22 protein-coding genes are annotated in these 24,741 nt (G+C 68.2%); 20 read left to right on the top strand and 2 right to left on the bottom strand.

Annotation, left to right across the window (positions count from 1 at the left end):
* Nucleotides 1–149: 149 nt before the first annotated feature.
* Both VFL28_00470 and VFL28_00465 read right to left on the bottom strand, forming a co-directional pair.
* On the bottom strand, nucleotides 150–944 hold the full coding sequence (locus VFL28_00470; GenBank protein ID HET7263116.1) for an SPOR domain-containing protein: 795 nt from the start codon (nucleotides 942–944) through the stop codon (nucleotides 150–152).
* Nucleotides 945–1,092: 148 nt separating this feature from the next.
* Nucleotides 1,093–1,491, bottom strand: a complete 399-nt coding sequence (locus tag VFL28_00465; protein HET7263115.1) for a cupin domain-containing protein — start codon at nucleotides 1,489–1,491, stop codon at nucleotides 1,093–1,095.
* A 94-nt stretch (nucleotides 1,492–1,585) separates the two neighbouring features.
* Between VFL28_00465 and VFL28_00460 the strand changes: the two genes are divergently transcribed.
* From VFL28_00460 to VFL28_00365, 20 genes are all read left to right on the top strand, one after another.
* Nucleotides 1,586–3,130 (top strand): ABC transporter substrate-binding protein, encoded by a 1,545-nt coding sequence (locus tag VFL28_00460; protein HET7263114.1) that lies wholly within the window; start codon nucleotides 1,586–1,588, stop codon nucleotides 3,128–3,130.
* Between the two features lie 421 nt (nucleotides 3,131–3,551).
* On the top strand, nucleotides 3,552–3,752 hold the full coding sequence (secE, locus tag VFL28_00455) for a preprotein translocase subunit SecE (protein ID HET7263113.1): 201 nt from the start codon (nucleotides 3,552–3,554) through the stop codon (nucleotides 3,750–3,752).
* Between the two features lie 346 nt (nucleotides 3,753–4,098).
* Nucleotides 4,099–4,665, top strand: a complete 567-nt coding sequence (nusG, locus tag VFL28_00450; GenBank protein ID HET7263112.1) for a transcription termination/antitermination protein NusG — start codon at nucleotides 4,099–4,101, stop codon at nucleotides 4,663–4,665.
* Between the two features lie 18 nt (nucleotides 4,666–4,683).
* Nucleotides 4,684–5,103: a 50S ribosomal protein L11 gene (rplK, locus tag VFL28_00445; GenBank protein HET7263111.1), complete on the top strand. Its 420-nt coding sequence runs from the start codon at nucleotides 4,684–4,686 to the stop codon at nucleotides 5,101–5,103.
* 63 nt (nucleotides 5,104–5,166) lie between these two features.
* Nucleotides 5,167–5,871: a 50S ribosomal protein L1 gene (gene rplA, locus VFL28_00440; GenBank protein HET7263110.1), complete on the top strand. Its 705-nt coding sequence runs from the start codon at nucleotides 5,167–5,169 to the stop codon at nucleotides 5,869–5,871.
* Between the two features lie 270 nt (nucleotides 5,872–6,141).
* Complete coding sequence (gene rplJ, locus VFL28_00435; GenBank protein HET7263109.1) at nucleotides 6,142–6,855, top strand: 50S ribosomal protein L10; 714 nt, start codon at nucleotides 6,142–6,144, stop codon at nucleotides 6,853–6,855.
* A gap of 50 nt (nucleotides 6,856–6,905) precedes the next feature.
* The gene (gene rplL / locus VFL28_00430; GenBank protein ID HET7263108.1) at nucleotides 6,906–7,304 is read left to right on the top strand and encodes a 50S ribosomal protein L7/L12; all 399 of its coding nucleotides are present in this window, start codon (nucleotides 6,906–6,908) and stop codon (nucleotides 7,302–7,304) included.
* Nucleotides 7,305–7,628: 324 nt separating this feature from the next.
* On the top strand, nucleotides 7,629–11,192 hold the full coding sequence (gene rpoB / locus VFL28_00425; protein ID HET7263107.1) for a DNA-directed RNA polymerase subunit beta: 3,564 nt from the start codon (nucleotides 7,629–7,631) through the stop codon (nucleotides 11,190–11,192).
* Nucleotides 11,193–11,197: 5 nt separating this feature from the next.
* Complete coding sequence (gene rpoC, locus VFL28_00420) at nucleotides 11,198–14,641, top strand: DNA-directed RNA polymerase subunit beta' (GenBank protein ID HET7263106.1); 3,444 nt, start codon at nucleotides 11,198–11,200, stop codon at nucleotides 14,639–14,641.
* A 170-nt stretch (nucleotides 14,642–14,811) separates the two neighbouring features.
* A complete protein-coding gene (locus VFL28_00415) occupies nucleotides 14,812–18,237 on the top strand; it encodes a tetratricopeptide repeat protein (protein HET7263105.1) in 3,426 nt (1,141 codons plus the stop codon).
* A gap of 132 nt (nucleotides 18,238–18,369) precedes the next feature.
* Nucleotides 18,370–18,594 carry a DUF1059 domain-containing protein gene (locus tag VFL28_00410; GenBank protein HET7263104.1) on the top strand — a complete coding sequence of 75 codons (225 nt, stop codon included), beginning with the start codon at nucleotides 18,370–18,372 and terminating at the stop codon, nucleotides 18,592–18,594.
* 43 nt (nucleotides 18,595–18,637) lie between these two features.
* Nucleotides 18,638–18,916, top strand: a complete 279-nt coding sequence (locus VFL28_00405; protein ID HET7263103.1) for a hypothetical protein — start codon at nucleotides 18,638–18,640, stop codon at nucleotides 18,914–18,916.
* A 2-nt stretch (nucleotides 18,917–18,918) separates the two neighbouring features.
* Nucleotides 18,919–19,314: a cupin domain-containing protein gene (locus tag VFL28_00400; GenBank protein HET7263102.1), complete on the top strand. Its 396-nt coding sequence runs from the start codon at nucleotides 18,919–18,921 to the stop codon at nucleotides 19,312–19,314.
* 43 nt (nucleotides 19,315–19,357) lie between these two features.
* The gene (locus tag VFL28_00395) at nucleotides 19,358–19,960 is read left to right on the top strand and encodes a DUF1326 domain-containing protein (protein HET7263101.1); all 603 of its coding nucleotides are present in this window, start codon (nucleotides 19,358–19,360) and stop codon (nucleotides 19,958–19,960) included.
* 53 nt (nucleotides 19,961–20,013) lie between these two features.
* Nucleotides 20,014–20,793 carry a DUF2182 domain-containing protein gene (locus VFL28_00390; protein HET7263100.1) on the top strand — a complete coding sequence of 260 codons (780 nt, stop codon included), beginning with the start codon at nucleotides 20,014–20,016 and terminating at the stop codon, nucleotides 20,791–20,793.
* A 132-nt stretch (nucleotides 20,794–20,925) separates the two neighbouring features.
* Complete coding sequence (locus VFL28_00385) at nucleotides 20,926–21,192, top strand: ribosomal L7Ae/L30e/S12e/Gadd45 family protein (GenBank protein HET7263099.1); 267 nt, start codon at nucleotides 20,926–20,928, stop codon at nucleotides 21,190–21,192.
* Nucleotides 21,193–21,475: 283 nt separating this feature from the next.
* The gene (rpsL, locus tag VFL28_00380; GenBank protein ID HET7263098.1) at nucleotides 21,476–21,865 is read left to right on the top strand and encodes a 30S ribosomal protein S12; all 390 of its coding nucleotides are present in this window, start codon (nucleotides 21,476–21,478) and stop codon (nucleotides 21,863–21,865) included.
* On the top strand, nucleotides 21,866–22,336 hold the full coding sequence (gene rpsG, locus VFL28_00375; GenBank protein HET7263097.1) for a 30S ribosomal protein S7: 471 nt from the start codon (nucleotides 21,866–21,868) through the stop codon (nucleotides 22,334–22,336).
* A gap of 50 nt (nucleotides 22,337–22,386) precedes the next feature.
* Nucleotides 22,387–24,471: an elongation factor G gene (gene fusA, locus VFL28_00370; protein HET7263096.1), complete on the top strand. Its 2,085-nt coding sequence runs from the start codon at nucleotides 22,387–22,389 to the stop codon at nucleotides 24,469–24,471.
* Between the two features lie 24 nt (nucleotides 24,472–24,495).
* Nucleotides 24,496–24,741, top strand: a 246-nt coding sequence (locus VFL28_00365) for a GTP-binding protein (protein ID HET7263095.1), incomplete at its 3' end; no start/stop codon positions are given.

The raw sequence follows: 24,741 nt of genomic DNA, 5'->3' as shown, positions 1-24,741 counted from the left end.
ACGTCGGGCGCTCTGGCAACCGCGCTCACGAGGATGCCTCCCTCACGAGGAGCCGCGCCTCACGAATCAGCGTAGCGCCGCGTCTTCCGGGAGGTGATCGGACGCGCACCCGATTGTGCGTCGGGTGCGGAATTTACCGGTGCGGGCGCCTAAATGACACGCCAGGTCACGAGGTGTGCCGGAAGCTGGATCTCCTCGAAGACGCGCGCTACAAGCTCGGCCTGTGCGCGCGTCGGGAACAATCGGGTCATCACCCGGGACACCGCGCCGCGCCGGATGACGTCGACAATGTACCCTTTGCTCCGCACGAGGTGCTTCATCCGGTCCGCTGCCGCCGGATTCGTGTAACTCCCGACGCTGACGGCGTACCGCGCCTTGGGGACGCCATACGCCGCTTCGGCGGCCCGCTCCATCTCGGGGAGGCCGGCGGCCACCAGTCCGGCGCCCGGCGGCTTGGGTTGTGCGGAAATCGAGGCCGTTGGCTGGCCCGGCATCAAAAACGGCGCGATCGGGTACAGCCACCATCCCAACGCGCCGAGGCCGGCGACGAAACCGAGGGTCGCTCCCGCGGCCGCGGCGGCGACCACCCGGCGAGAGACCGGTTTGAACCGACGCGACCGTCGCTTCGGGTTCGGCGGCGCCTCTGCGGTATCACGTCGCCCGCTCGACGGCCGGTAGCAACCGATCGTTGCCGCGGAGCGGGCGCCGACGTGGAAAGCGGCCGGTTCCTCCTCGAAGGCCTCGTGCCGCGTTCGCCAGGCGTGGCGCCACGCAAAGAGTTCGACCGCCGTGGCATCCGGGTAATTGAAGAGCAGCGCGCCGCCAGGATCCGCGAGGTACCAGACCTTGCCGACCTGTTCCGCGGAATATCCTTCCGGCAACCGTAGGTATCTACCGACGACCATCTCCGTCCCCCGGAGGCCGTGCGTAACGTTGCCGTTCACCGCTCGCGCGGCGTTCCCTGTCCCGGGTAGTCGAATCGCCGTACTCGTTCGAGCGGGCCGGGCAAAACATGGACGCGTCACTATGCGCGTGCTGCGGCGCGCCGTTTCGACGAGCCGGCTGCCGGCAGAGTAGCCGGGTGCCGCCGGTTTAGCGTGCGCCTTCCATATACGTATCCCAATCCCGAAGCGGCACGCTCCAATCCGTTGGCCCGGCCGGCCGCGACGAGACGTGGCACATCGCGCTCGTTGGTGTCGCGCCGTGCCAGTGCCATTCACCGGCCGGCACGATGACAATGTCTCCAGGGTGGATGAGCCGGCGGTTCCGCTCGGTCGCGACGATTCCTTCGCCCTCGACGACGAACAACACCTGATCGGACCTGTGGACGTGCGGTCGCGTCCGCGCGCCGTGGTCGAAGAAGACCGCGACGAGATCCGCGGACGCCGCGTCCTTCGCCTGCCGCCACCGCTGCATGTGGACGGTGCCGCCGAAGTTCGACGGTGTATCTGCCGGACGCGCCTCGCTGCGCTGGGGACGGACAAGTTCCACGGTCGGCCTCCTCCCGCAATACTCGTGGCGTCTTCGTTCGAGAAGGGAGGGTCCGCTTCCCCGCGAACGGTGTCGCAACGAGATCGGGGGTGGGATGATGCGCAGAGCATTGGCGGCCGGCCTGGTCTGCCTGCTCGGCCTGGGGTTGGTCTCGGTGGCGGCTGGGCAGGGGGTGCGCCGGGGCGGTACGCTGCGCGTAGCGCTGAGCGGCGATATCGTCACCCTCGACCCGCATCTCTCCGGCGCCGCGCTCGACCGGCAGTCGTACCAGAACGTTTTTGACAAGCTCGTGGACACGGACGAAAACCTGACCATCGTCCCGATGCTCGCGACGTCGTGGACCGTAGCCGCGGACGGCCGGACGGTGACGTTCAAGTTGCGGCAGGGCGTGAAGTTTCAAGACGGCACCCCCTTCAACGCCGACGCCGTCAAACTCAACTTCGATCGCATGCTCGACCCCAAGTTCCCGCCGATCCGCAAGGCGGAGATGCGCCCGGTACAGCGCGTCGCGGTCGTCGATCCGTACACGATCCAGGTCGAGATGGACCGTCCCTACAGCCCGCTGCTCTACGCGCTGACGGACCGTGCCGGAATGATGCTCTCGCCGGCCGCGCTTGCGAAGGAAGGCATGAACTTCACGCAGCATCCCGTCGGCACCGGCCCGTTCCGGTTCGTGGAGCGCGTACCTCAAGACCACGTGACGTTCGAGCGCAATCCGGACTACTGGGTGAAGGGCCTGCCGTATGTCGACCGGCTCGTTTTCCGGGTGATCACGAGCGATCCCGCGCGGATCGCCAATCTGAAGAGCGGCGACGTGGACATCGTGGCGAACGTGCCGCTGCCGCAGGAGCCGGAACTGGCGAAGGAAGGGGCGCAGCCCGGCGCGAGCTTCCATCTCCTCGAGCGGGGCGCGTTCCAGTGGAACGCGATGCCGCTCAACGTGACCAAGCCGCCGTTCGACAACAAGCTGCTGCGGCAGGCGCTGAGCCTGACGATCGATCGCCGGGCGCTCGCCCACGTGGTGCTGCGCGATGCGGCGTATCCCGCGCGGTCGTTCTTTCCGAACGGTACGCCTGCGTACGATCCGTCGATGCCGATTCCCGAGCGCAACATCGCGCTTGCGAAGGAGAAGCTCGCGCAGGCCGGACACCCCGCCGGCTTCACGTTCACCCTGCTGCTCGCGGGGTCCGGCCAGCAAGACGCGACCGTCGCGCAGGCGATCCAGTCCATGGCCGCGGAAGCCGGCATTCGCGCACAGATTCAGATCCTCGAGGGCGCCGCGTTCCTCGAAATGATGCAGAAGGCGCAGCACCAGGCGACACTTAGCATCTGGAGCGGGCGCCCCGATCCGGACTTCGACGTCTACCCGTTCGTGACACAGACCGGAATCGGCGGGCTGAACTTGGCCGACTACGTGAGCGACCGGGCGACCGTGCTGCTCGACGGCGCGCGCCTGCTGAGCGACATGTCCCAGCGCCGGCGCGCCTACGCAGAGGTCAGCCGGATCGTCGCCGACGATGTGCCGTACATTTTCCTCTTCTACCCCAAGGAATATAAGCTGGTCAGCAGCCACGTGCGAGGTTTCGTGCAGGTCCCCGACGGAATGGTGCGGCTGCGCTCGGTCTGGCTCGCCCCTTAAAGCAGCGACCGAAGACCGGGGCGGTCGGTCCAGGAATTCTTTCCGAAAAAGTCTCGTTGCGTATGTTTAGGGCCGCAGAGGCGAGGGGATAGTAAGCGATGGGGGCGAGGAACCCCCGACAGAGTTCGAAGACGGTGCGGTTGAGTTGCTTCGGGGGCATGCCCTTCTCCCCCCGCCCCGGAGTAGCGAGGCCGCACCGTTTTCTTGTCCGCGGATCGGCGCACCGGGGCGGAAGCGGGCAAAGCGTTGACAGCGAGGGTCGCGCTGATATAATGAGGCGGGACGGCAAGGCAGTCTTTTTTTGTTTGGGGGCGTTTCTATGGCGCGGGGACCCGAAGGAGCGGCTGGACCAGTACCCGGCAAGCCGGCGCGCGTGCAGGCCCCGGAGCGGCCTCGGCCCGCCCGCCCGGTGGCGCGGCGCATGCCCAACGTTATCGAAGTCTCGGCGCAGTTCCTCAAGGAAGTCCGGGGCGAGATGAACCGTGTCGCATGGCCAGACCGCCAGGCGGTCATTGCCTCATCTGTGGTCGTCGTGTTCGTGCTGACCGTGACCGCGCTGTACCTCGGCGGCATCGATCTGGTGTTCGCCAAGCTGCTCGAGCCGATTTTGAGATCCCGGTAATTCACGAGCCGGGAGCAGGACGGAGACCGCGCGACCGATGCCGGAAGATCGTAATCGTCCGCAGGGATCGACCAAGCCCGACGCCGCCACGCTCGCGCAGCAGTTGTTCCGCGACGAGCCGGAGGACCAGGAGCGCGAGCAGCAGCCCGCGGCTCCGGCGCCCGAACGGCCCGTCGCCGAACGGGCGGAGGGCGGGGCCCCCCAACCGCCGCAGTCCCCGGTTGGCGTGCTGGTGCCGCCGGGCGAGGAAGCCGAGGCGGCCGAAGCAGCCGAGGAGCCGTCTGCCCCGCAGGCTGTCACCGCTGAGGGAACGCTCGAACTTCCGCCCGGCGTGGAGATTTCCGGCGTGGAGCCGGTCAGCCCGGAAGACGAAGCTGCGCGCGCCGCCCGCGGCGCCCGGTGGTTCGTGATCCACACCTACTCGGGGTACGAGAACAAGGTCCGTACCAATCTCGAACGGCGGATCGCGTCGATGGGCCAAGCGGACAAGATCTTCCGGATCCTCGTGCCCACCGAGGACGAGATCGAGATCAAAGACGGCAAGCGGCGGATCGCCAAGAAGAAGGTGTTCCCCGGTTACGTGCTGGTCGAAATGATCATGGACGACGACTCCTGGTACGTTGTGCGCAACACGCCCGGCGTTACGGGATTCGTCGGTTCGGGCGCGAAGCCGCTGCCGCTGCAGGACCGCGAGGTCAAGGCGATTCTCAAACAGCTCGGCGACGAGACGCCGAAGTTCCGCATCACTTACCAGAAAGGCTCGGCGGTCCGGATCAACTCGGGACCTTTTATGGACTTCAGCGGCGTGGTCGACGAGATCTTGCCGGAGAAAGAAAAGGTGCGCGTGCTCGTGTCGATCTTCGGTCGGGAGACGCCGGTCGAGCTCGACTTCGCGCAGGTCGAGAAGATCTAGCGTTCGCAGGGGGGCCGCATGAAGAAAGTCGTCGCGATCGTCAAACTGCAGATTCCGGCCGGCAAGGCCACGCCCGCGCCGCCCGTCGGCCCGGCGCTCGGCCAGCACGGCGTGAACATCATGGAGTTCTGCAAGTCGTACAATGAAAAGACGGCGCGGCAGGCCGGGACGATCGTGCCGGTCGAGATCACGATCTACGCCGACCGGACGTTCGCGTTCGTCACCAAGACGCCGCCGGCGTCCGTGCTTCTGAAGAAGGCCGCGGGCCTCGAGACCGCGTCCGGGGAGCCGAACAAGAAGAAGGTCGGCAAGGTGACGCGCCAGCAGATCCGCGAGATCGCCGAGACGAAGATGCCGGACCTCAACGCGCGGGACATCGAGGCCGCGATGCGGATGATCGAGGGCACAGCGCGCAGCATGGGCATCGAGGTTGCATAATGAAGGTCGCGTAGGGCTGTGGGAGGACGTGAAGGGTCCGCCGGGACCACAGGAGGGAACAGCATGGCACATGGCAAGCGGTACCGTGAAGCGCTCAAGCACGTCGATCCGGAGAAGCTCTACGAACCGCAGGGCGCGGTGGCGGCGCTGAAGCAGGCGCCGCGCGCGAAGTTCGACGAGACCATCGAAGCGCACATCCGGCTCGGGATCGACCCGAAGCAGGCGGACCAGCAGGTCCGCGGCACGGTCGTCCTGCCGCACGGCACCGGGAAGACGGTCCGCGTACTCGCGTTCGCCAAGGGCGACAAGGTCAAAGAAGCGCAGGAGGCCGGCGCCGACTACGCCGGGCTCGAGGAGTTCGTGGAGAAGGTCCAGGGCGGTTGGTTCGACTTCGATGTCGCGATCGCGACGCCGGACGTGATGAACGTCGTCGGCCGTCTCGGCCGCTCGCTCGGCCCACGCGGCCTGATGCCGAACCCGAAGGCCGGCACCGTAACCTTCGACGTCGGCCGCGCCGTGCGCGAGACCAAGGGCGGCAAGATCGAGTACCGCGTGGACAAGACGGGCATCATCCACACCGCGATCGGCAAGGCCTCGTTCAGCGAGCAGGCGCTGTCCGAGAACTTCGACACACTCATCAACGCCGTCGTGCGGGCGAAGCCCTCGTCTTCGAAGGGCCAGTACCTCAAGAGCATCTCCATCAGCGCGACCATGGGCCCGGGCATCAAGATCGACCCGAGCAAGGCGCAGGCGCCCGTCCCGGTCTAACCGTTTGCCGGCGCCGTTGACGCGGTCGGGCGCCGGTGTTAGGATAGGTCCGGTCAATTGCACAGCGCCGTAGACAGCGGGTGCGGCCCGTCCGCCTAAAGGTCTCGCGACCGCCCGCCGAGGCTCCGCAAGCCGCGGGAGACTCCATGGTCTACGGAGTCTCTTTTCGTTCGCCCGGCCCCGCGTCAGCGGGACCAGCCTGCGAGTCGCAGGCGTCGCCCCGCAGGTGCGGGACTAGCCGTCGGGATGCGACGGCGTCGGAGGCAGTCGATGACCGAGCCGAGACCGAACAAGGTCGCCGAAGTGGAGGCGCTCGAAGAGCGCCTGCGGAATTCGACGATCGTGATCCTGACCGACTACCGCGGCCTCACGGTCGGCGAGATCGGTACGCTGCGAGGCAAGCTGCGCGGCGCCTCCCTCGAGTACCGCGTCGCCAAGAACACGCTGCTGAGCCGAGCGGCCCAAAAGGTCGGCGTCAAGGGCCTCGATCCCCATCTCAGCGGTCCGACGGCGGTGGTCTTCGGGAAGGACGACCCGGGCGTGCCGGCCCGGCTGCTTCAGGACTTCATCCGGCAGTTCCGCAAGCTCGAGATCAAAGGCGGTGTGGTGGAAGGTCACGCGCTGGACGCCGCGGCCGTCCAGGCGCTCGCGACGCTGCCGAGCAAGCCGGAGCTCCTCGCGCGGGTCGTCGGCGGCATCCAGGCGCCGCTGTACTCGCTCGTGATGGTGCTGAACGCGGCCCCGCGCGGGCTCGTGACGGCGCTCGACGCCATCCGGAAGAAGCGGGAGGCCGAGGCGCCCGCTCCGGCCCCGACGGAGAGCGCAGCCGAAGCGCCGGCGCCCCAGGAATCGGCGGCGGCGCCGGCGGAAGGGCCGGCGGCCCAGGCCGCCCCCGCGTCCGACGGCGGCACGCTGCCGGCTGAACCGGCCGCCGAGGCGCCGGCTGAGCCCAAACCCAGTTCGGAGGCGGTACGAGAAGCGTAGCGCAGGCATAGACGGAAGACCGGGGCACCGGGTCCCAGGAGGGGATGAGCATGGCGGAGCAGGCGACAGTCGAAAAGATCGTTGACGAGATCGGGAACCTGTCGGCCCTCGATCTGTCGAAGCTGGTCAAGGCGCTGGAAGAGAAGTTCGGCGTCACCGCGGCCGCGCCCATGATGGCGATGGCCCCGGCGGCCGGCGCGGCGGCGGCCGGTGGCGCGGCGGCGGCGATCGAAGAGCAGACGGAGTTCGACGCCATTCTGACCGCGGTGGGCGACAAGAAGATTCAGGTGATCAAGGTCGTCCGCGAGTTGACCGGACTCGGCCTCAAGGAAGCCAAGGACCTGGTCGACGGTGCACCCAAGCCCGTGAAAGAGAAGGTCTCGAAGCAAGAGGCCGATACGATCAAGACCAAGCTCTCCGACGTGGGCGCTACGGTCGAGGTCAAGTAGGGCCGCTCGCGGGGATTGAGGACGCCCCTGACGGGGCGAGACGGGTCGCGGGAACGCCGCTCAGGTCACCGGCGAGACATCCCTTGACGGCCCGTGCTCCCGTCAGTATAATGTAGTTTACTCCTCAATGCCGCAATCTACTGTCACTGTGCTGAGGGTCCCAGTCAGCCGTCCGGACGCGGGCCGACGTCTGCCCGCGTCCGTTCCCGGCTTTCTTCCACGTACACCACGGAGGCGAACAGCGTGACGAGAAAGACTGCGTCGCCGAAGGCCAGGACGAGAACCGCTCCAGCGCGCCGCGGCGCCAAGGCGAAACCCGGCGCGATGCGTTTGATTGTGAAGGACAGCCTGCGCGGCCGGCTCCAGCGGCCCGCGGCGGGAACGGGAACGGCCAAGCATGGGCGTCCGCGGCTGATGCGGACCATCGTGCTGCCGACCAACGCCGAGCGCGCGCCGGTCGCGCTGCTTCAGGCGCCGCCGCCCACGCCGCCGTCGCACTCGTCCACGCGGACGGTCCGCGGACTGGGTGAGGTGCGCGCGTCGCGGCGAGGGAAGCGCAGCCGGGTCAGCTTTGCGAAGATCCACGACGTCCTCGACGTCCCGAATCTCGTCGAGATCCAGCGGGAGTCGTTCAAGTGGTTTCTACGCGACGGCATCCGCGAGGTCTTCAACGAGATCTCGCCGATCAAGGACTTCACCGGCAATCTCGAACTGCACTTCGCGGTCGGCCGCAAGCGCCGCTCGACGGGACAGGAGTCCGAGAACGGCGATCTGACGCTCGACTTCGACGGGTACCGGTTCGAGCAGCTCAAGTACTCGGTCGACGACTGCCGCGAACGCGACTACAACTACAGCGCCGCGCTCAAGGTCCAGGTGCGGCTCGTCATCAAAGAGACCGGCGAGGTCAAGGAGCAGGAAGTCTTCATGGGCGACTTTCCGCTGATGACCGAGCAGGGGACGTTCGTCATCAACGGCGCCGAGCGCGTCGTGGTGAGCCAGTTGGTCCGCTCGCCGGGCGTCTATTACAGCATGACCCCGGACGCGAACGGCCACCTGTTGCCGACGGCCACCGTCATCCCGCACCGCGGCGCGTGGCTCGAGTTTGAGATCGACGCCAACGGCGTCGTCTTCGTGCGCATCGACCGCACCCGCAAGCTGCCGGTGACGGTGCTGCTGCGCGCGCTCAAGTACGGCGACGACGACGCGATCCTCAAGCTGTACAGCCACGACGAGGCGGTCAAGGCGACCCTCGCCAAGGACGAGACCAAGACCGCCGACGACGCGTTGCTCGGCATCTACCGCCGCCTGCGCCCGGGCGACCCGCCCACCATCGAGAGCGCGCGCACACTGCTCAACACGCTCTTCTTCGATCCGCGCCGCTACGACGTCGGCCGCGTCGGCCGCTACAAGCTGGACAAGAAGCTCGGTTTCAAGCCCGAGCAGACTCCGGGGCCCGAGGGGCGCGTGCTGCGCTCCAAGGACATCGTGGAGATCATCCGCTACCTGATCGCGCTGCGGAACGGTCAGGGTAAGCCGGACGATATCGACCATCTCGGCAACCGCCGGGTGCGGTCGGTCGGCGAGCTGCTGCAGAACCAGTTCCGCATCGGCATGCTGCGGATGGAGCGCGTGATCCGCGAGCGGATGACGATTCAGGAGGCCGCGGCGATCACGCCGCAGGTTCTGATCAACATTCGCCCCGTCGTCGCAGCGATCAAGGAGTTCTTCGGGTCCAGCCAGCTCTCGCAGTTCATGGACCAGACGAACCCGCTGGCCGAGCTGACCCACAAGCGCCGGCTGTCGGCGCTCGGACCGGGCGGCCTGAGCCGCGAGCGGGCGGGATTCGAGGTGCGCGACGTGCACACCTCGCACTACGGCCGGATGTGCCCGATCGAGACGCCGGAAGGCCCGAACATCGGCCTCATCTCGTCGCTCGCCACCTTCGCGCGGGTCAATCCGTACGGGTTCATCGAGACCCCGTACCGCAAGGTGCGCGACGGCCGCGTCACGCGATCGATGGAATTCCTCACCGCCGACGACGAGGAGAAGTACACGATCGCACAGGCCAACGCAAAGACGAACACGGAAGGCAAGCTCACCGAGTCGCGCGTGACCGCGCGGCGCGGCAGCGCGATCGTGGTGGTGCCGCCGGACAAGGTCGACTACATGGACGTGTCGCCGAAGCAGATCGTCAGCGTGGCGACCGCGCTGATTCCGTTCCTCGAGCACGACGACGCCAACCGCGCGCTCATGGGCTCCAACATGCAGCGCCAGGCGGTCCCGCTGCTGCGGACCGAGGCGCCGCTCGTCGGGACCGGCATGGAGCACCGCTCCGCGGTGGACTCCGGCGCCGTGGTGGTGGCGCGCGAGGCCGGCGAGGTCCTCAGCGTCACCGGCGACCAGATCACGCTGAAACCGGAGCGCGGCAAGGAGCGCACGTACAAGCTCGTCAAGTTCCAGCGCAGCAACCAGGGCACGTGCATCAACCAGCGGCCGATCGTGGAGGCCGGGGAGAAGGTCTCGGTCGGGGACGTGATCGCCGACGGGCCGTGCACGGACCAGGGGGAGATGGCGCTCGGGCACAACGTGCTGGTCGCGTTCATGCCGTGGGAAGGCTACAACTACGAGGACGCGATCTTGATCAGCGAGCGCCTCGTGCAGAAGGACCTCTTCACGAGCATCCACATCGAGGAGTACGAGGTCGAGGCCCGCGACACGAAGCTCGGGCCCGAAGAGATCACCCGCGACATCCCGAACGTCGGCGAGGAGGCGCTGCGCGATCTCGACGAGCGCGGCATCATCCGCATCGGCGCGGAGGTGCGCAGCGGCGACATCCTGGTCGGCAAGGTGACGCCGAAGGGCGAGACCGAGCTGACCGCGGAGGAGCGGCTCCTGCGGGCGATCTTCGGCGAGAAGGCGCGCGAGGTCCGCGACACGTCGCTCAAGGTGCCGCACGGGGAGAAGGGCAAGGTCGTGTCGGTGCGGGTCTTCTCGCGCGAGGCGGGGGACGAGCTCTCGCCCGGCGTGAACCAGCTCGTTCGGGTCTACGTCGCCCAGAAGCGGAAGATCACGGTCGGCGACAAGATGGCCGGCCGGCACGGCAACAAGGGCGTCATCAGCAAGATCCTGTCGGCGGAAGACATGCCGTACCTGCCGGACGGGACGCCGATCGACATCGTGCTCAACCCGCTCGGCGTGCCCTCGCGGATGAACGTCGGCCAGGTGCTGGAGACGCACCTCGGCTGGGCCGCGGAGATGCTCGGCTTCTACGCCGAGACGCCGGTGTTCGACGGCCCGCGCGAGGACGAGATCCGCGGTCTGCTCAAGACCGCCGGCGAGACCGAGGAAGGCGCGCGCGTGCACATCTCCGAGTCGGGCAAGGTGCGCCTCTACGACGGGCGGACGGGCGAGCCGTTCGACCAGCAGGTCACGGTCGGCCAGATCTACATGATGAAGTTGCTGCACCTCGTCGAGGACAAGATCCACGCCCGCTCGACGGGGCCGTATTCCCTCATCACCCAGCAGCCGCTCGGCGGCAAGGCGCAGTTCGGCGGGCAGCGGTTCGGCGAGATGGAGGTGTGGGCGCTCGAGGCGTACGGGGCCGCGAACACCCTGCAGGAGTTGCTGACCGTCAAGTCCGACGACGTCGTCGGCCGCGTGAAGACGTACGAGGCGATCGTCAAGGGCGAGAACATCCAGGAGCCCGGCGTGCCGGAGTCCTTCAAGGTGCTCGTCAAGGAGCTCCAGAGCCTCTGCCTCGACGTCAAGGTGCTGAGCGAGGACCAGAAGGAGATCGAGCTCAAGGAAATCGAGGAAGACATCGCCGAGACGGCGCGGGCCCTCGGCATCAACCTCGAGGGCGAGGAAGCCCTCGTCGAGGAGTATTAGAGCCGATGCAGGACGTCAACAACTTCGACGCGGTCAAGATCGCGCTCGCCTCGCCCGACCAGATCCGTCAGTGGTCGCGCGGCGAGGTCAAGAAACCGGAGACGATCAACTACCGTACGCTGAAGCCCGAGCGCGACGGGCTGTTCTGCGAGCGGATCTTCGGCCCGACCAAGGACTGGGAGTGCCACTGCGGCAAGTATAAGCGCATCCGGTTCAAGGGCATCGTCTGCGACCGGTGCGGGGTGGAAGTGACCCGCGCCAAGGTGCGCCGCGAGCGGATGGGCCACATCGAGCTGGCCGCCCCGGTCTGCCACATCTGGTATCTCAAGGGCGTACCGAGCCGGATCGGCCTGCTGCTCGACATGTCTCCCCGGGCGCTCGAGCGGGTCGTGTACTTCGCGGCCTACGTCGTCACCGACCCGGGCACGATCAAGGGCCTGAGCCGCGGCCAGCTGCTCACCGAGGCCGACTACCGGGAGCTGCGCGACAAGCATGGGACCACCTTCCAGGCCGGCATCGGCGCAGAGGCGATCAAGGAGCTGCTGCGCGACCTCAATCTGGACCAGACGACGAAGAAGCTGCGCGCCGAGCTGAAGACCGCAGGCGGGCAGAAGCGGATGAAAATCCTCAAGCGGCTCGAGGTCGTCGAGGCGTTCCGCAAGAGCGGTAACACGCCGGACTGGATGATCCTCGATGTCGTGCCGGTGATCCCGCCGGATCTGCGTCCGATGGTGCAGCTCGACGGCGGCCGGTTCGCGACGAGCGACCTCAACGACCTGTACCGCCGCGTGATCAACCGGAACAACCGCCTGAAGCGTCTCCTGGATCTCGGGGCGCCCGAGATCATCGTGCGTAACGAAAAGCGCATGCTGCAGGAAGCCGTGGACGCGCTGATCGACAACGGCCGGCGCGGCCGTCCGGTCACGGGGCCCAACAACCGTCCGCTCAAGTCGCTGTCCGACATGCTGAAAGGCAAGCAGGGACGGTTCCGTCAGAACCTGCTCGGCAAGCGCGTCGACTACTCCGGCCGCTCCGTGATCGTGGTGGGTCCGAACCTGCGCCTCCACCAGTGCGGGCTGCCCAAGGAGATGGCGCTCGAGCTCTTCAAGCCGTTCGTGATGAAAAAGCTCGTCGACCGCGGGCTCAGCCAGAACATCAAGAGCGCGAAGCGAATGGTCGAGCGCGCGCGGCCCGAAGTCTGGGACGTGCTCGAGGAGGTCGTGCACGAACATCCGGTGCTCCTCAACCGCGCCCCGACGCTGCACCGCCTCGGCATCCAGGCGTTCGAGCCGGTGTTGATCGAGGGCAAGGCGATCCAGGTGCACCCGCTCGTCTGCACCGCGTACAACGCGGACTTCGACGGCGACCAGATGGCGGTGCACGTGCCGCTGAGCGCCGCGGCGCAGGCCGAGGCGCGCGTGCTGATGCTGTCCGCGTACAACATCCTGTCGCCGGCCTACGGCCGCGCGATCACGTCGCCGACCCGCGACATCGTCTTCGGGTGCTACTACCTGACGCTGGAGCGGGGGGGGGCGAAGGGCGAGGGCAAGGTGTTCAGCCGGCCCGACGAGGTCGTGCTGGCCTACGAGAGCGGCGTAGTCGATCTGCACGCCAAGATCAAGGTGCGGCTCAGCCACGACGGCGAGCTGGTCGAGACGACGGTCGGCCGCGTGATCTTCAACGAGGCGATCCCGGAGGAGCTGCGGTTCATCAACGAGGTCTGCGACCGCAAAATTCTGTCCCAGATCGTGTCCGAGGCCTACAGCCGCCTCGGCTCGACGAAGACGGTCCAGCTGCTCGACAGCATCAAGGATCTGGGGTTCCACTACGCCACGGTGAGCGGCAGCGGCATCGCGCTGTCGGACATTGTGATCCCGAAGGAGAAGGAAGAGATCCTCGGCAAGGCCGACAAGGAAGTCGACGCGATCGACACCCAGTACCGGCGCGGTCTCATTACCAACGAGGAGCGGTACCTCAAGACGGTCGATGTCTGGACGGACGCGACGGAGACGATCACACGGCGGATGCTCAGCACGTTCGACCCGTTCAATCCGCTGTACATGATGGCCCAGTCCGGCGCCCGGGGCAACATTCAGCAGATTCGCCAGCTGGCCGGGATGCGCGGCCTCATGACCGACCCAAGCGGCCGGATCATCGAACTGCCGATCAAGGCGAACTTCCGCGAGGGCCTCACGGTCCTGGAGTACTTCATCAGCACCCACGGACAGCGCAAGGGTCTCGCCGACACCGCGATCCGCACGTCCGAGTCGGGCTATCTGACCCGGCGGCTCGTCGACGTGGCGCAGGACGTGATCGTCCGGGAGGACGACTGCCACACGACGTCGGGCGTCGAGATGACGCCCGTCATGGACGGCACGCAGGTCGTGGTGCCGCTGGCCGACCGGATCGCCGGCCGCGTCGCGGCCGAGGATGTGCTCGCGCCGCGCAGCAAGAAGGTCCTGATCGAAGCCGGCGCCGAGATCGACCAGGTCGCGGCCGAGGCGGCCGAAGAGGCCGGCGTCACGTCGGTGGTCGTGCGGTCGGTGCTTGGCTGCAAGACCCGGTTCGGCATCTGCGCGAAGTGCTACGGGCGCAACCTGGCGACCGGCAAGCTCGTGGAGATCGGCGAGGCGGTCGGCATCATCGCCGCGCAGTCGATCGGCGAGCCCGGCACGCAGCTCACGATGCGGACGTTCCACACCGGCGGTGTCGCGGGCTTCGACATCACGCAGGGCCTGCCGCGCGTCGAGGAACTGTTCGAGGCCCGGCGCCCGAAGGGCCAGGCCGTGATCGCGGAGATCGACGGCAAGGCCGCGCTCTCCGAGAGCAAGGGCACGCGCATCATCACGCTCGCCGGACGCGACGACGAGCGCGAGTACCCGGTCGCCTACGGCGTCCGGATTCGCGTGGCCGACGGCGAGCGGGCCGCGGCCGGCGACCAGCTCACAGAGGGGTCCGTCAACCCGCACGACATTCTGCGGATCAAGGGCCTCGCCGCGGTGCAGGGGTACCTGGTCCAGGAGATCCAGAGCGTGTACCGGTCGCAGGGCGTCGACATCAACGACAAGCACATCGAGATTATCGTGCGCCAGATGCTGCGGCGGGTAAAGGTCGAGGAACCGGGCGGCACGGAGTTCCTGCCCGGAGAACTCGTGGACATCTTCGCGCTCGAGGAGGAGAACGCCCGGGCGATGGCCTCGCGCAAGGAGCCCGCGACCGCGCGGCCCGTGCTGCTCGGCATCACCAAGGCGTCGCTCGCCACGGAGAGCTTCCTCTCCGCGGCCTCGTTCCAGGAGACGGCGCGCGTCCTCACCGACGCGGCCACGAAGGGCAAGGTCGACCCGCTGCTCGGCCTGAAGGAGAACGTGATCATCGGCAAGCTGATCCCGGCCGGCACCGGGATGCACCGGTATCGGGCGACCAAGGTGGCGGTCGAAGGCTTGGCGTAGGCGAGACGGTCTTGGCGTTTCGGAGGGCCCTCCCGTGAGGGAGGGCCCTTCTTGTTGGGGAGGAGCTCCGCCGGCGTGTGCCCGACGTCCAGGCGGCCCCCGGCCTGAGAGGATCGGCGGCGCAGCCCTGGAACCTGTCGCCAAGCCGCGCCGACGAGGGTAGCCTGGGGATGGCAACCACCCGACGCACCGACGCCGCAGGAACCCGCGACGCGCCCGACGATCTGCGCGTGTGGCTGCTCGGCGGTTTCCGCGTGCGTGTCGGATCGCGCGACATCGATCCGGCCGCGTGGCGGCTGCGCAAGGCCCGCAGCCTCGTCAAGCTGCTTGCGCTTTCCCCCGGCGGACGCCTACACCGGGAGCAGGTGCTGGAGTTCTTGTGGCCGCACTTCGACCCCGACGCCGCCTCCAACAATTTCCGCAAGACCCTGCACGTGGTTCGCCGGACGCTGGCCCCCGCGGCCGCCGGAGACTCCGCCCGCTACTGCCGGGTCCACGACGACATCGTCAGCCTGGCCGCGCCCGGCGCGGTGTGGATCGACGTCGACGCGTTCACCGCCGCCGCCACCGCGGCCAGGAAGGGCGGGGAGCCCGCGGCCTACCGCGCGGCGCTCGAGCTGTATGCCGGCGATCTGCTGCCGGAGGACCAGTATGAGGAATGGTCCTCCGGCCGCCGCGAGTCGCTCCACCAGGACTGGCTCAGGCTGCTCTCGGATCTCGCCGCGCTCTACGAATCGCAGCGCGACGAGGCGCGCGCGATCGAGACGCTGCAGCTGCTGGTGTCCCGCGACGCGGGGCGCGAGGACGCGCACCGCAGCCTGATGCGTCTGTATGCCCTCACCGGCCAGCGGCCGCAGGCGCTGCGGCAGTACCAACTGCTCAAGGAGTCGCTGAGCCGGGAATTCGAGGCGGAGCCCGACGAGGCCAGCCGGCGTCTGCACGAGGACATTCAGGCCGGCCGCTTCCCGCAGCCCGGCTCGCCGGCGGTCAAGCCGGCACGTCCGGCGGTGGACTTTCGCGCCACCGGCCGCACGAATCTTCCGCTCCAGCTGACCAGTTTCGTGGGGCGCGCGCGCGAGCTCGCGGAGCTCCGCAACAGCATGACGGACGGCCGGCAGCTCACGCTGACCGGGGCCGGCGGCGTGGGTAAGACCCGGCTCGCGCTCGAGGTGGCGGCGCGCCTCCTGCAGGACTTCCCGGACGGCGTCTGGTTGGCCGATCTCTCAGTCGTCGCCGATCCGGCGCTTGTGCCGCAGGCGGTGGCGGGCGTGGTGAGCGTCCGCGAGGAAGCCGGCCGGCCGGCGAGCGCCGCGCTGGGCGACTACTTTCTCGCCAAACACGCGCTGTTGGTGCTGGACAACTGCGAGCACGTGGCGGCCGCGTCCGCGCAGCTTGCCGAAGATCTGCTCCGGCGGTGTCCCGATCTCCACGTCCTGGCCACGAGCCGCGAAGTACTCGGCATGCAGGGCGAGCTCGTGCACCGCGTCTCCTCGCTCTCGGCCCCCGATACACGCCGCCCGTGCCCGATCGAAGAACTGCGCGCGTTCGAGGCGGTCCGGCTGTTCGTCGAGCGCGCGGCGCTGAGCCGGCCGGGCTTCGAGCTGACCGAAGAGAATGCGCCGATGGTGGGTCAGATCTGCGCGCACCTCGACGGCATTCCACTCGCGATCGAACTGGCGGCGGCCCGGCTCAAGTCCCTGCCCGTGGACGCGATCGCCGCGCGGCTCGACAGCCGGTTCCGGCTGCTCAGCGGCGGGACCCGGACCGCGCTGTCCCGCCATCAGACGCTGCGCGCGGCGATGCAGTGGAGCTACGACCTGCTGTCGGAGCCGGAGCGCGCGCTGTTGCGCGCGCTGTCCGTCTTCGCCGGCGGATTCACGCTCGACGCGGCGCAGGTACTCGGGGCGAGCGACCGTGTCGACGAGATGGACGTGCTGGAACTGCTGGGACGTCTCGTCGACAAATCGATGGTGCAGCTCGAGCAGGCCGGCGGCAGCGCGCGGTACCGGTTGTTGGAAACCGTGCGCGATTTCGTGCGGGTCAAGCTCGTCGAAGCCGGCGAAGCGGACGCCGCCCGGCGCCGGCACGCGGCGTTTTTCCTCGCATTTGCCGAGCGCGCCGAACCGGAACTCCGGGGTCCGCGCCAGGCGTCGTGGCTCGACCGGCTCGAGGCCGAGCACGACAACTTCTGGGCCGCCCTCGAGTGGTCGCTCGGCCAGCCGGTCGACGGCACCGGACTCCGCCTGGCCGCGGCGCTGGCGGGTTACTGGCACGGCCGCGGATACCTGACGGAGGGGCGGGAATGGCTCGAGCGGGCGCTCCGGCCGGACCGCGAGGGAAGCCCCGCCTACACGAAGGTGCTCGAAGGCGCGGCGCGGCTCGCGTTCGCGCAGGACGATTTCACCCGCGCGGTCGCCATCATGGACAAGGCCGTGCCGCTCGCGCGGGCGAGCGGTGACACGCACGCGCTCATGCTGTTCCTCGCGCGGCTCGGGCACGCGGTGTGGCACCTGGGCGATCGGGTCCGCGGCGCCGCGCTGTGCGCGGAAAGCCAGGCCCTCTCTCGATCGACGGCGCCCGGCTGGGCGACGGCCGTGGCGCTCGCCGAAGTTGCGACGGTCGCGCAGCACGAGGGCGCGCGGGATCGCGCGATTCCGCTGCTCGAAGAGAGCCTCGCCGTGTTTCGCGCGGCCGGCGACAGCGCAGGCATCGCGCAGTGCCTCCAGTGGCTCGGCGTCGACGCGGCGAATCAAGGCGACTACGCGAAAGCCGCCGCGCTCATGCACGAGGCGCTGGAGCTGCAGCGCCATCTGGGAAGGAAACCCGCCGTGGCGACGTCGCTCGTGCGCCTCGGACGGATCGCGCTGCTGCGCGGTCAAACGCGCGAGGCGGTTCGGCTGCTCGAGGCCGGCACGGCGCTTTCAGAGGAACTCGGCAAGACGTCGGACGCGCCGTACAACCGCAAGTCGAGCCTCGGCCTCGCGCTGCTGGCCGTCGGGGAGGTCGACCGTGCCGCGGTCTTGTTCACCGAGAGCCTCACCGTCCCGGCCGAAGGCGGCCCCCGCGCAAACGCGGCGTACCAGGCGGGAGTCGCGGACTCGCTGCTCGGGCGAGGCATCGTGGCGCGGTACCGCGGCGACGGGCCGCGGGCGCGGGAGTCTCTCGAGGAGGCTCTCGCCGCGTTCCGCGCGGCGCGTGACGAGGACGGGACATCCGCGGCACACTATCATCTCGGGCTCGCTTGGGCGGACGACCTCACGCGGTCGGCCGCGCTACTTCGCAGCAGCCTCGCGTCGCGACAGACGCGCGGAGACCGGCTCGGCGCGGCGGACTGCCTGGAGGCCCTGGCGTTCACCGCGCAAGCCCGAGGGGCGCTCGCGCAGGCCGCGGGGCTGTTGGGGCTCGCCGAAACACTCCGGAAGGACTCGGGCGCCTCCCGTTGGGCGGCGGATCAGGCGCGGTACGAGCGGGACTCGGCTGCCCTGCGCGCGGCCATGGGGGAGGAAGCGTTTGCCGCCGCCTGTGCCGCGGGAGCGGCCCTCGAGCCGGCCGAGGCCGAACGTCTATTCGTCCCGGAGGACGCCGGGGTGAAGTAGTGCCGGTGCCTCCCCCGCCCGCTGCGCGTGTTCCCCGTTCGCGCGAACTCCCAGGTAACGGTCCGTCAACGCCCCGACAACGCGCCGCCTGTAGGGTCTAAGGCAAGACGCAACTACAGGAGGCGGAAGCCGATGGGCATCGACCAACTGGGCCTCAGCAAGGGCACGTGGCTCGTCGCAAACTGCGGCCAGTTTCCCAGCGAGAAGAAGTGCCAGCTCGTGATCATGGCCCCCGCGTCGCAGAAGGAAGACCTCATCGACGCCGCGGCGACGCACGCGGTGGAGAGCCACGGCCACGACCGCGGCCCCGCACTGCGCAAGGACGTCGCGGAGTTCCTCGTGACGGTCGACCTGTAGCCGCCGGGGCGTTGCCCGTCGCATCAAAAAGGGGGAAGCCGCAGTGATCGTCCACGCCACGTTTCACATCCATCCCGACAACAAGGAAAAGGCAAAAGCCGAAATTCGCAGGATCAAGGACGTCATCGGGCGGCACGGCGGGCGGAACCTGCGGTATTATGCGTCGATGGCGTCCGGGACTCCGAACCGCATGTTTGTCTACGAGATCGACAAATTTGCGCATTTCGACACGCTCAACGCCGACCCGGACTATCGGGCTGTGAAGCTGGATTCGCTCTACTCAGACGCCGCCGTGACCCTGTGGGGCGAAGTGGAGGTATGAACATGCTGCGTGCGGTTTGGGTCATGCTCGTTGCGCTGCTGGTCGCCGGCGTCGCCGTTTCGTACGCCGCCGCGCCCGGCCCCGTCATCGTCGGCACCGCGGCCTATCCGATCAACGTGCAGGCCGGCAACTACGATCTCATCAGCCAGGTAGTGGATCTGCCGCCGGGCGCCGTGATCCCGAAGCACAGGCACGGCGGGCCGGTCGTCGCGCAGGTGCTGAGCGGTGTGATCACCGTGACCGACGCGGCGGGCCCGAAGACGTTCAAGGCCGGCCAGATGTTCACCGAGAGCGGCGGGTACGTGCACATGGCCGCCAACAACGGCAAGGTTACCGCGCGTGTGGCGGTTAGCTACCTGATTCCGAAGGGCGCCGAAGTCATCACGTTCGTGAAGTAGTCCGACGCCCGATTGCGTATCAGATCCGTGTGGAGGTGACGTGATGGGATACAGCGTCGAAGGCCGGCTGCTCGAAGCCTGCTCCTGCGGCGGACCATGCCCGTGTTGGGTCGGCGACGATCCGGACGGCGGCACCTGCGATACGGTGATCTGCTATCACTATGACAAAGGCGAGATCAATGGCACGAGCGTGGCGGGCCTCACGCTGGCCCTCGTCGCCCACGTGCCGGGAAACATTCTTAAGGGCAACTGGAAGGTCGCGGCCCACGTGGACAGCACGGCGACCCCCCAGCAGAAAGAGGCGATTCTCGCGGCGCACACCGGCAAGCTCGGCGGACCGCTCGCGGATCTCTCGCCGCTGATCGGCGAGGTGGTCGGCGTGTACGATGTGCCGATCGACTTTAACATCACAGAAGGCAGGGGCACGGTGCGGATCGGCGACACGGTCTCGGCGGAGATGCAGCCCTACACCGATGCGCAGGGACGGCCCACCAAACTGGTCGACAGTATCTTCAGCACGATCCCCGGATCGCCGGCGTACGTCGGGAAGGCGATGAACTTCAAGATCAACATGCCCAAACTCGGGATGAAGCTGGAGTTCAACGGGCGCAACGCGGTCCTCGGCAACTTCCGGTTCGAGATGTAGGGGCGGGCCGGCGCGCCGCGGCGCGCCAAAGAGGCGGTGCGGCCATGATGGGTATGGTGCGGACCACGGACGACGGGCGCTGGTATGCCTTTGCCGTGGGCGCGCTCGCGCTGGCGGCCTGGGCCGCGCTCGCCGGATGGGCCGCCTCGCCGTACGCGGGACTGCTGGACCACCGGGGGATCGGGGAGGGCGGCCTCCCCGTTTCCCGGTTGGCCGTCTTCGGTGGCGGGTGGACCCTGATGGTGATCGCGATGATGCTGCCGGGGAGCCTGCCGCTCATCAATCTCTTCGCTCGCATGGTGGCGCGCCGGCCGCGGCCGGCCCCGCTGGTGGGGCGGCTCGTTCTCGGCTACCTCGGCGTGTGGGCGGTTTTCGGCGTCGCGGCGTTCCGGGGCGACGCCTACGTCCACGCCCTGGCGGCGGGGCTGCCCGCGGTGGCGAACGCCTCCCAGTGGATCGGCGTCGCGGTGCTGCTTGTCGCGGGAGTCTACCAGGTTACGCCGCTCAAGGAGATGTGCCTCACGAAGTGCCGCTCGCCCTATTCGTTCGTCGCCGAGACCTGGCGGGGTGCGAACCCGGCGGCCGAGGCGCTCCGGCTCGGCGTGCGGCACGGCCTCTTTTGTGTCGGGTGCTGCTGGACGCTCATGCTGCTCATGTTCGCGATCGGCGGCGTGCACCTCGGGTGGATGCTCGCCCTCGGCGTGGTGATGGCGGCGGAGCGGTCGTTCCGGTGGGGGCGCCACCTCACCGTGCCGCTCGGCGCGGCGCTGATCATCGCGGCGGCCGCGCTCGCGGGCGGGGCGCCGCTCGTCTCAGCGGTGTTTCGCGGTTAGCCGGCGCCGCCCAAGAGCCGCTCGCCGAAGGCGGTTCCCCTTTATAGGTGGCCTCGGAGGGACGACCGCATCCGGGAGTCCACCGATTGACACCCTTTTGGGTCCCGAGTATAATGCCTTGGTCGAGCGGTCGTGGACGTGGAGCGTCTGAAAGCAGCGGCGCAGCGCGCGGTCGGCACGAACCAGACGGCGAAGGCGATCAGCCGCGGTCAGGCGCGGGTCGTATTCGTTGCTCAGGATGCCGATCGCCGGGTGACGGAGCCTCTGCTCCGGGCAGCCCGGGAACGTGGCATGGAAGTCGTCGAAGTGTCCTCCATGGCAGCGCTCGGCCGGGCGTGCGGGATCGCGGTCGGCGCTGCAGCCGCAGCGATCCTCGAACCCTCCGGGAGCGGGAACTAAAGCCGGCGGCACGTTCGGCCGGCGCCGCCCGGGGACCGGCGGGACGGCGGAAATGCGCCGCAGGGCGCCCTCTCGGGCGTCACGTATGGCGCATCGTTAATCGCATACAGGTCAGCCGTGCGATAACCCGGCCGGAGACCCGGCCGCCGGCATCGCCACCAACCCTAGGCGGACGGAGTCGTCGTCCGCCCGGGGGTGTCGTCTGTCGCCCCGCGGGAGGGCGGATGTGACGCGCCGGCGGGATGCGCCGGCGCCGGAAACGAGAACGTCGAGGAGGGGACGCGTGCCGACAATCAGCCAGTTGCTGCGCCACGGCCGCAAGGTGGAGCGGGTGAAGAGCAAGTCCCCGGCGCTGGATGTCTGTCCGCAGAAGCGCGGCGTGTGCATCCAGGTCAGGACGATCACGCCGAAAAAGCCGAACTCCGCCCTGCGGAAGATCGCGCGCGTGCGGTTGACGAACGGGATCGAGGTCACCGCCTACATTCCCGGCATCGGCCACAACCTCCAGGAACACTCGGTCGTGCTGATTCGCGGCGGCCGCGTCAAGGATCTGCCGGGCATCCGGTACCACATCATCCGGGGCACGCTCGACTCCGCGGGCGTGCAAGACCGACGGCGGGGCCGCTCCAAGTACGGCGCCAAGCGTCCCAAGGCGCAGGCGGGGGTGGCGTAGATGCCGCGCAAGGGCCAGGTCTCGCTGCGGGCGGTTCCGGGCGACATGGTGTACCAGAGCCCCTCGGTGACGCGGCTCGTGAACAAGGTCATGACGCGGGGCAAGAAGAGCCTCGCCGAGCGCATCGTGTACGGCGCGCTGGAGACACTCAAGGACAAGGGCGGCAAGGACCCGGCCAAGACGCTGGATGCGGCGCTGCACAACATCATGCCGGTGCTTGAGGTCAGGCCGCGGCGCGTCGGCGGCGCGACCTACCAGGTGCCGGTCGAGGTGCGGCCGGAGCGCCGGACGTCGCTCGGCATGCGCTGGCTCGTCACGTACGCCCGGCAGCGGCCGGGCCGTACGATGCGGGAGAAGTTGGCCGCCGAGATTCTGGACGCGAGCAATAACCAGGGCGCCGCGGTGAAGCGGCGCGAGGACACGCACAAGATGGCGGAGGCCAACAAGGCGTTCGCACACTACCGCTGGTAGGCAGATCCGGGGGGTCCATGGCAACGCTGCTGGAGACAAAGAAGGACAACATGACGGCGCAAACGTCGCTCGACAATATTCGGAACATCGGGATCATCGCCCACATCGACGCGGGCAAGACCACGACGACCGAGCGTATCCTCTTCTACACGGGGCGGACGCACCGGCTCGGCGAGGTCGACGAAGGCTCCGCGACGATGGACTGGATGATTCAGGAGCGCGAGCGCGGCATCACCATCACGTCCGCGGCGACGACCTGCCAGTGGCGCGGCCACAGCATCAACATCATCGACACGCCCGGCCACGTGGACTTCACCGCGGAGGTGGAGCGATCGCTGCGCGTCCTCGACGGCACGGTCGTCATCCTGAGCGCGGTCGAAGGCGTCCAGCCGCAGTCCGAGACGGTGTGGCGCCAGGCGGACCGGTACGGCGTCCCGCGGATCGTTTTCATCAATAAGATGGACCGCACCGGGGCCGATTTCTACCGTACGCTCGGCATGATGAAGGACCGTCTGGACGCCAAGGCGGTCCCGCTGCAGATTCCGATCGGTGCGGAGGACGGCTTCGAGGGCGTCGTCGATCTCGTCGCGATGAAAGCGATCGTCTACGCCGACGACCTGGGGACCCGCAGCGACGAAACCGAGATCCCGGCGAACCTCAAGCAGCTCGCCGAGGAGCACCGCGGGCATCTCGTCGAGGCGGCGGCCGAGCTGGACGACCACCTGACCGAGAAGTACCTGGAAGGCACGCCGCTGACCGAGGACGAGATCCTCGGCGCGATCCGTCGGGGCACGATTGCGGCGAAGATCAACCCGGTGCTCTGCGGCACCGCGTTCAGAAACAAGGGCGTGCAGCCGCTGCTTGACGCGGTCGTGAACTTTCTGCCCTCGCCGCTCGACGTCCCGCCCGTGGAAGGCCAGAATCCCAAGAGCGACACCAAGGAGACCCGCCCGGCCGATCCCAAGGCGCCGTTCTGCGCGCTGGCGTTCAAGATCGTGACCGATCCGTACGTCGGCAAGCTGACGTACTTCCGCGTGTACTCGGGGACGCTCGCCTCGGGCTCGTACGTCTACAACGCGACGCGGGACCGGCGCGAGCGCGTCAGCCGGCTGCTTCAGATGCACGCGAACCACCGCGAGGACATCGAGTCGGTCTCCGCGGGCAACGTCGTCGCGGCCGTCGGCCTCAAGGACACCACGACCGGCGATACGTTGTGCGACGAATCGAAGCCGATCGTGCTGGAGTCGATCAAGTTCCCGGAGCCGGTGATCGCCGTCGCGGTGGAGCCGAAGACGCGGGCGGACGAAGAGAAGCTGAGCGCCTCGCTGGCCAAGCTCGCGGAAGAGGACCCGACGTTCAAAGTGAAGTTCGATCCGGAGACGGCCCAGACCATCATCTCCGGGATGGGCGAGCTGCACCTCGAGATCATTACCGACCGGCTGCTGCGGGAGTTCAAGGTCGAGGCGAACGTCGGCCGGCCGCAGGTGGCCTACCGCGAGACGATCCGCAGGGCGACGAAGGCGGAAGGTCGCTACATCCGGCAGACCGGCGGCCGCGGCCAGTACGGCCACTGCTGGTTGGAGGTCGAACCGCTGCCGCGGGGGACCGGCATCGAGTTCGTCGACAAGATCACGGGCGGCCGCATTCCGCGCGAGTACATCCCGGCCGTGGAATCCGGAGTGCGCGAGGCGACCGAGAGCGGCGTGCTCGCGGCGTACCCGGTGGTGGACGTACGGGCGACGCTCGTCGACGGGTCCTACCACGAGGTCGACTCCTCGGAGATGGCGTTCAAGATCGCCGGCTCGATGGCGTTCAAGGCGGCGGTGCAGCACTCCAATCCGGTCCTGCTCGAGCCGGTGATGAAGGTCGAGGTCACAACGCCCGACCAGTACATGGGCGACGTTATCGGCGACCTGAGCGCGCGGCGCGGCCGGATCTCCGCGATGGAGCAGCGCGGCGGCCTGCGCATCGTCGCGGCCGAGGTGCCGTTGGCGGAGATGTTCGGCTACGCGACGCAGCTGCGGTCCAACACGCAGGGCCGCGCGACGTATACCATGGAGTTTTCGCACTACGAAGAAGTGCCGAATTCGATCGCGGAAACGCTGGTCAAGGCGGGCGCAGGCAGCAAGGCATAGCGGGCAGGCATAGGGAGGCTGGCGATGGCGAAGGCGAAGTTTGAGCGGACGAAGCCGCACGTCAATGTGGGGACGATCGGGCACGTGGATCACGGGAAGACGACGTTGACGGCGGCGATCACGGGGGTTTTGGCGAGTTTGGGGAAGACGAAGGCGCTGGGGTTTTATGAGATCGACAACGCGCCGGAGGAGAAGGAGCGGGGGATCACGATCGCGATCAGCCACGTGGAGTACGAGACGGAGAAGCGGCACTACGCGCACGTGGACTGT

It is taken from the genome of bacterium (assembly GCA_035691305.1).
In the GTDB taxonomy this organism is placed as follows: domain Bacteria; phylum Sysuimicrobiota; class Sysuimicrobiia; order Sysuimicrobiales; family Segetimicrobiaceae; genus DASSJF01.
Note: the sequence above shows the minus strand (reverse complement) of the source record. Positions and strands in the feature narration are given on the sequence as shown.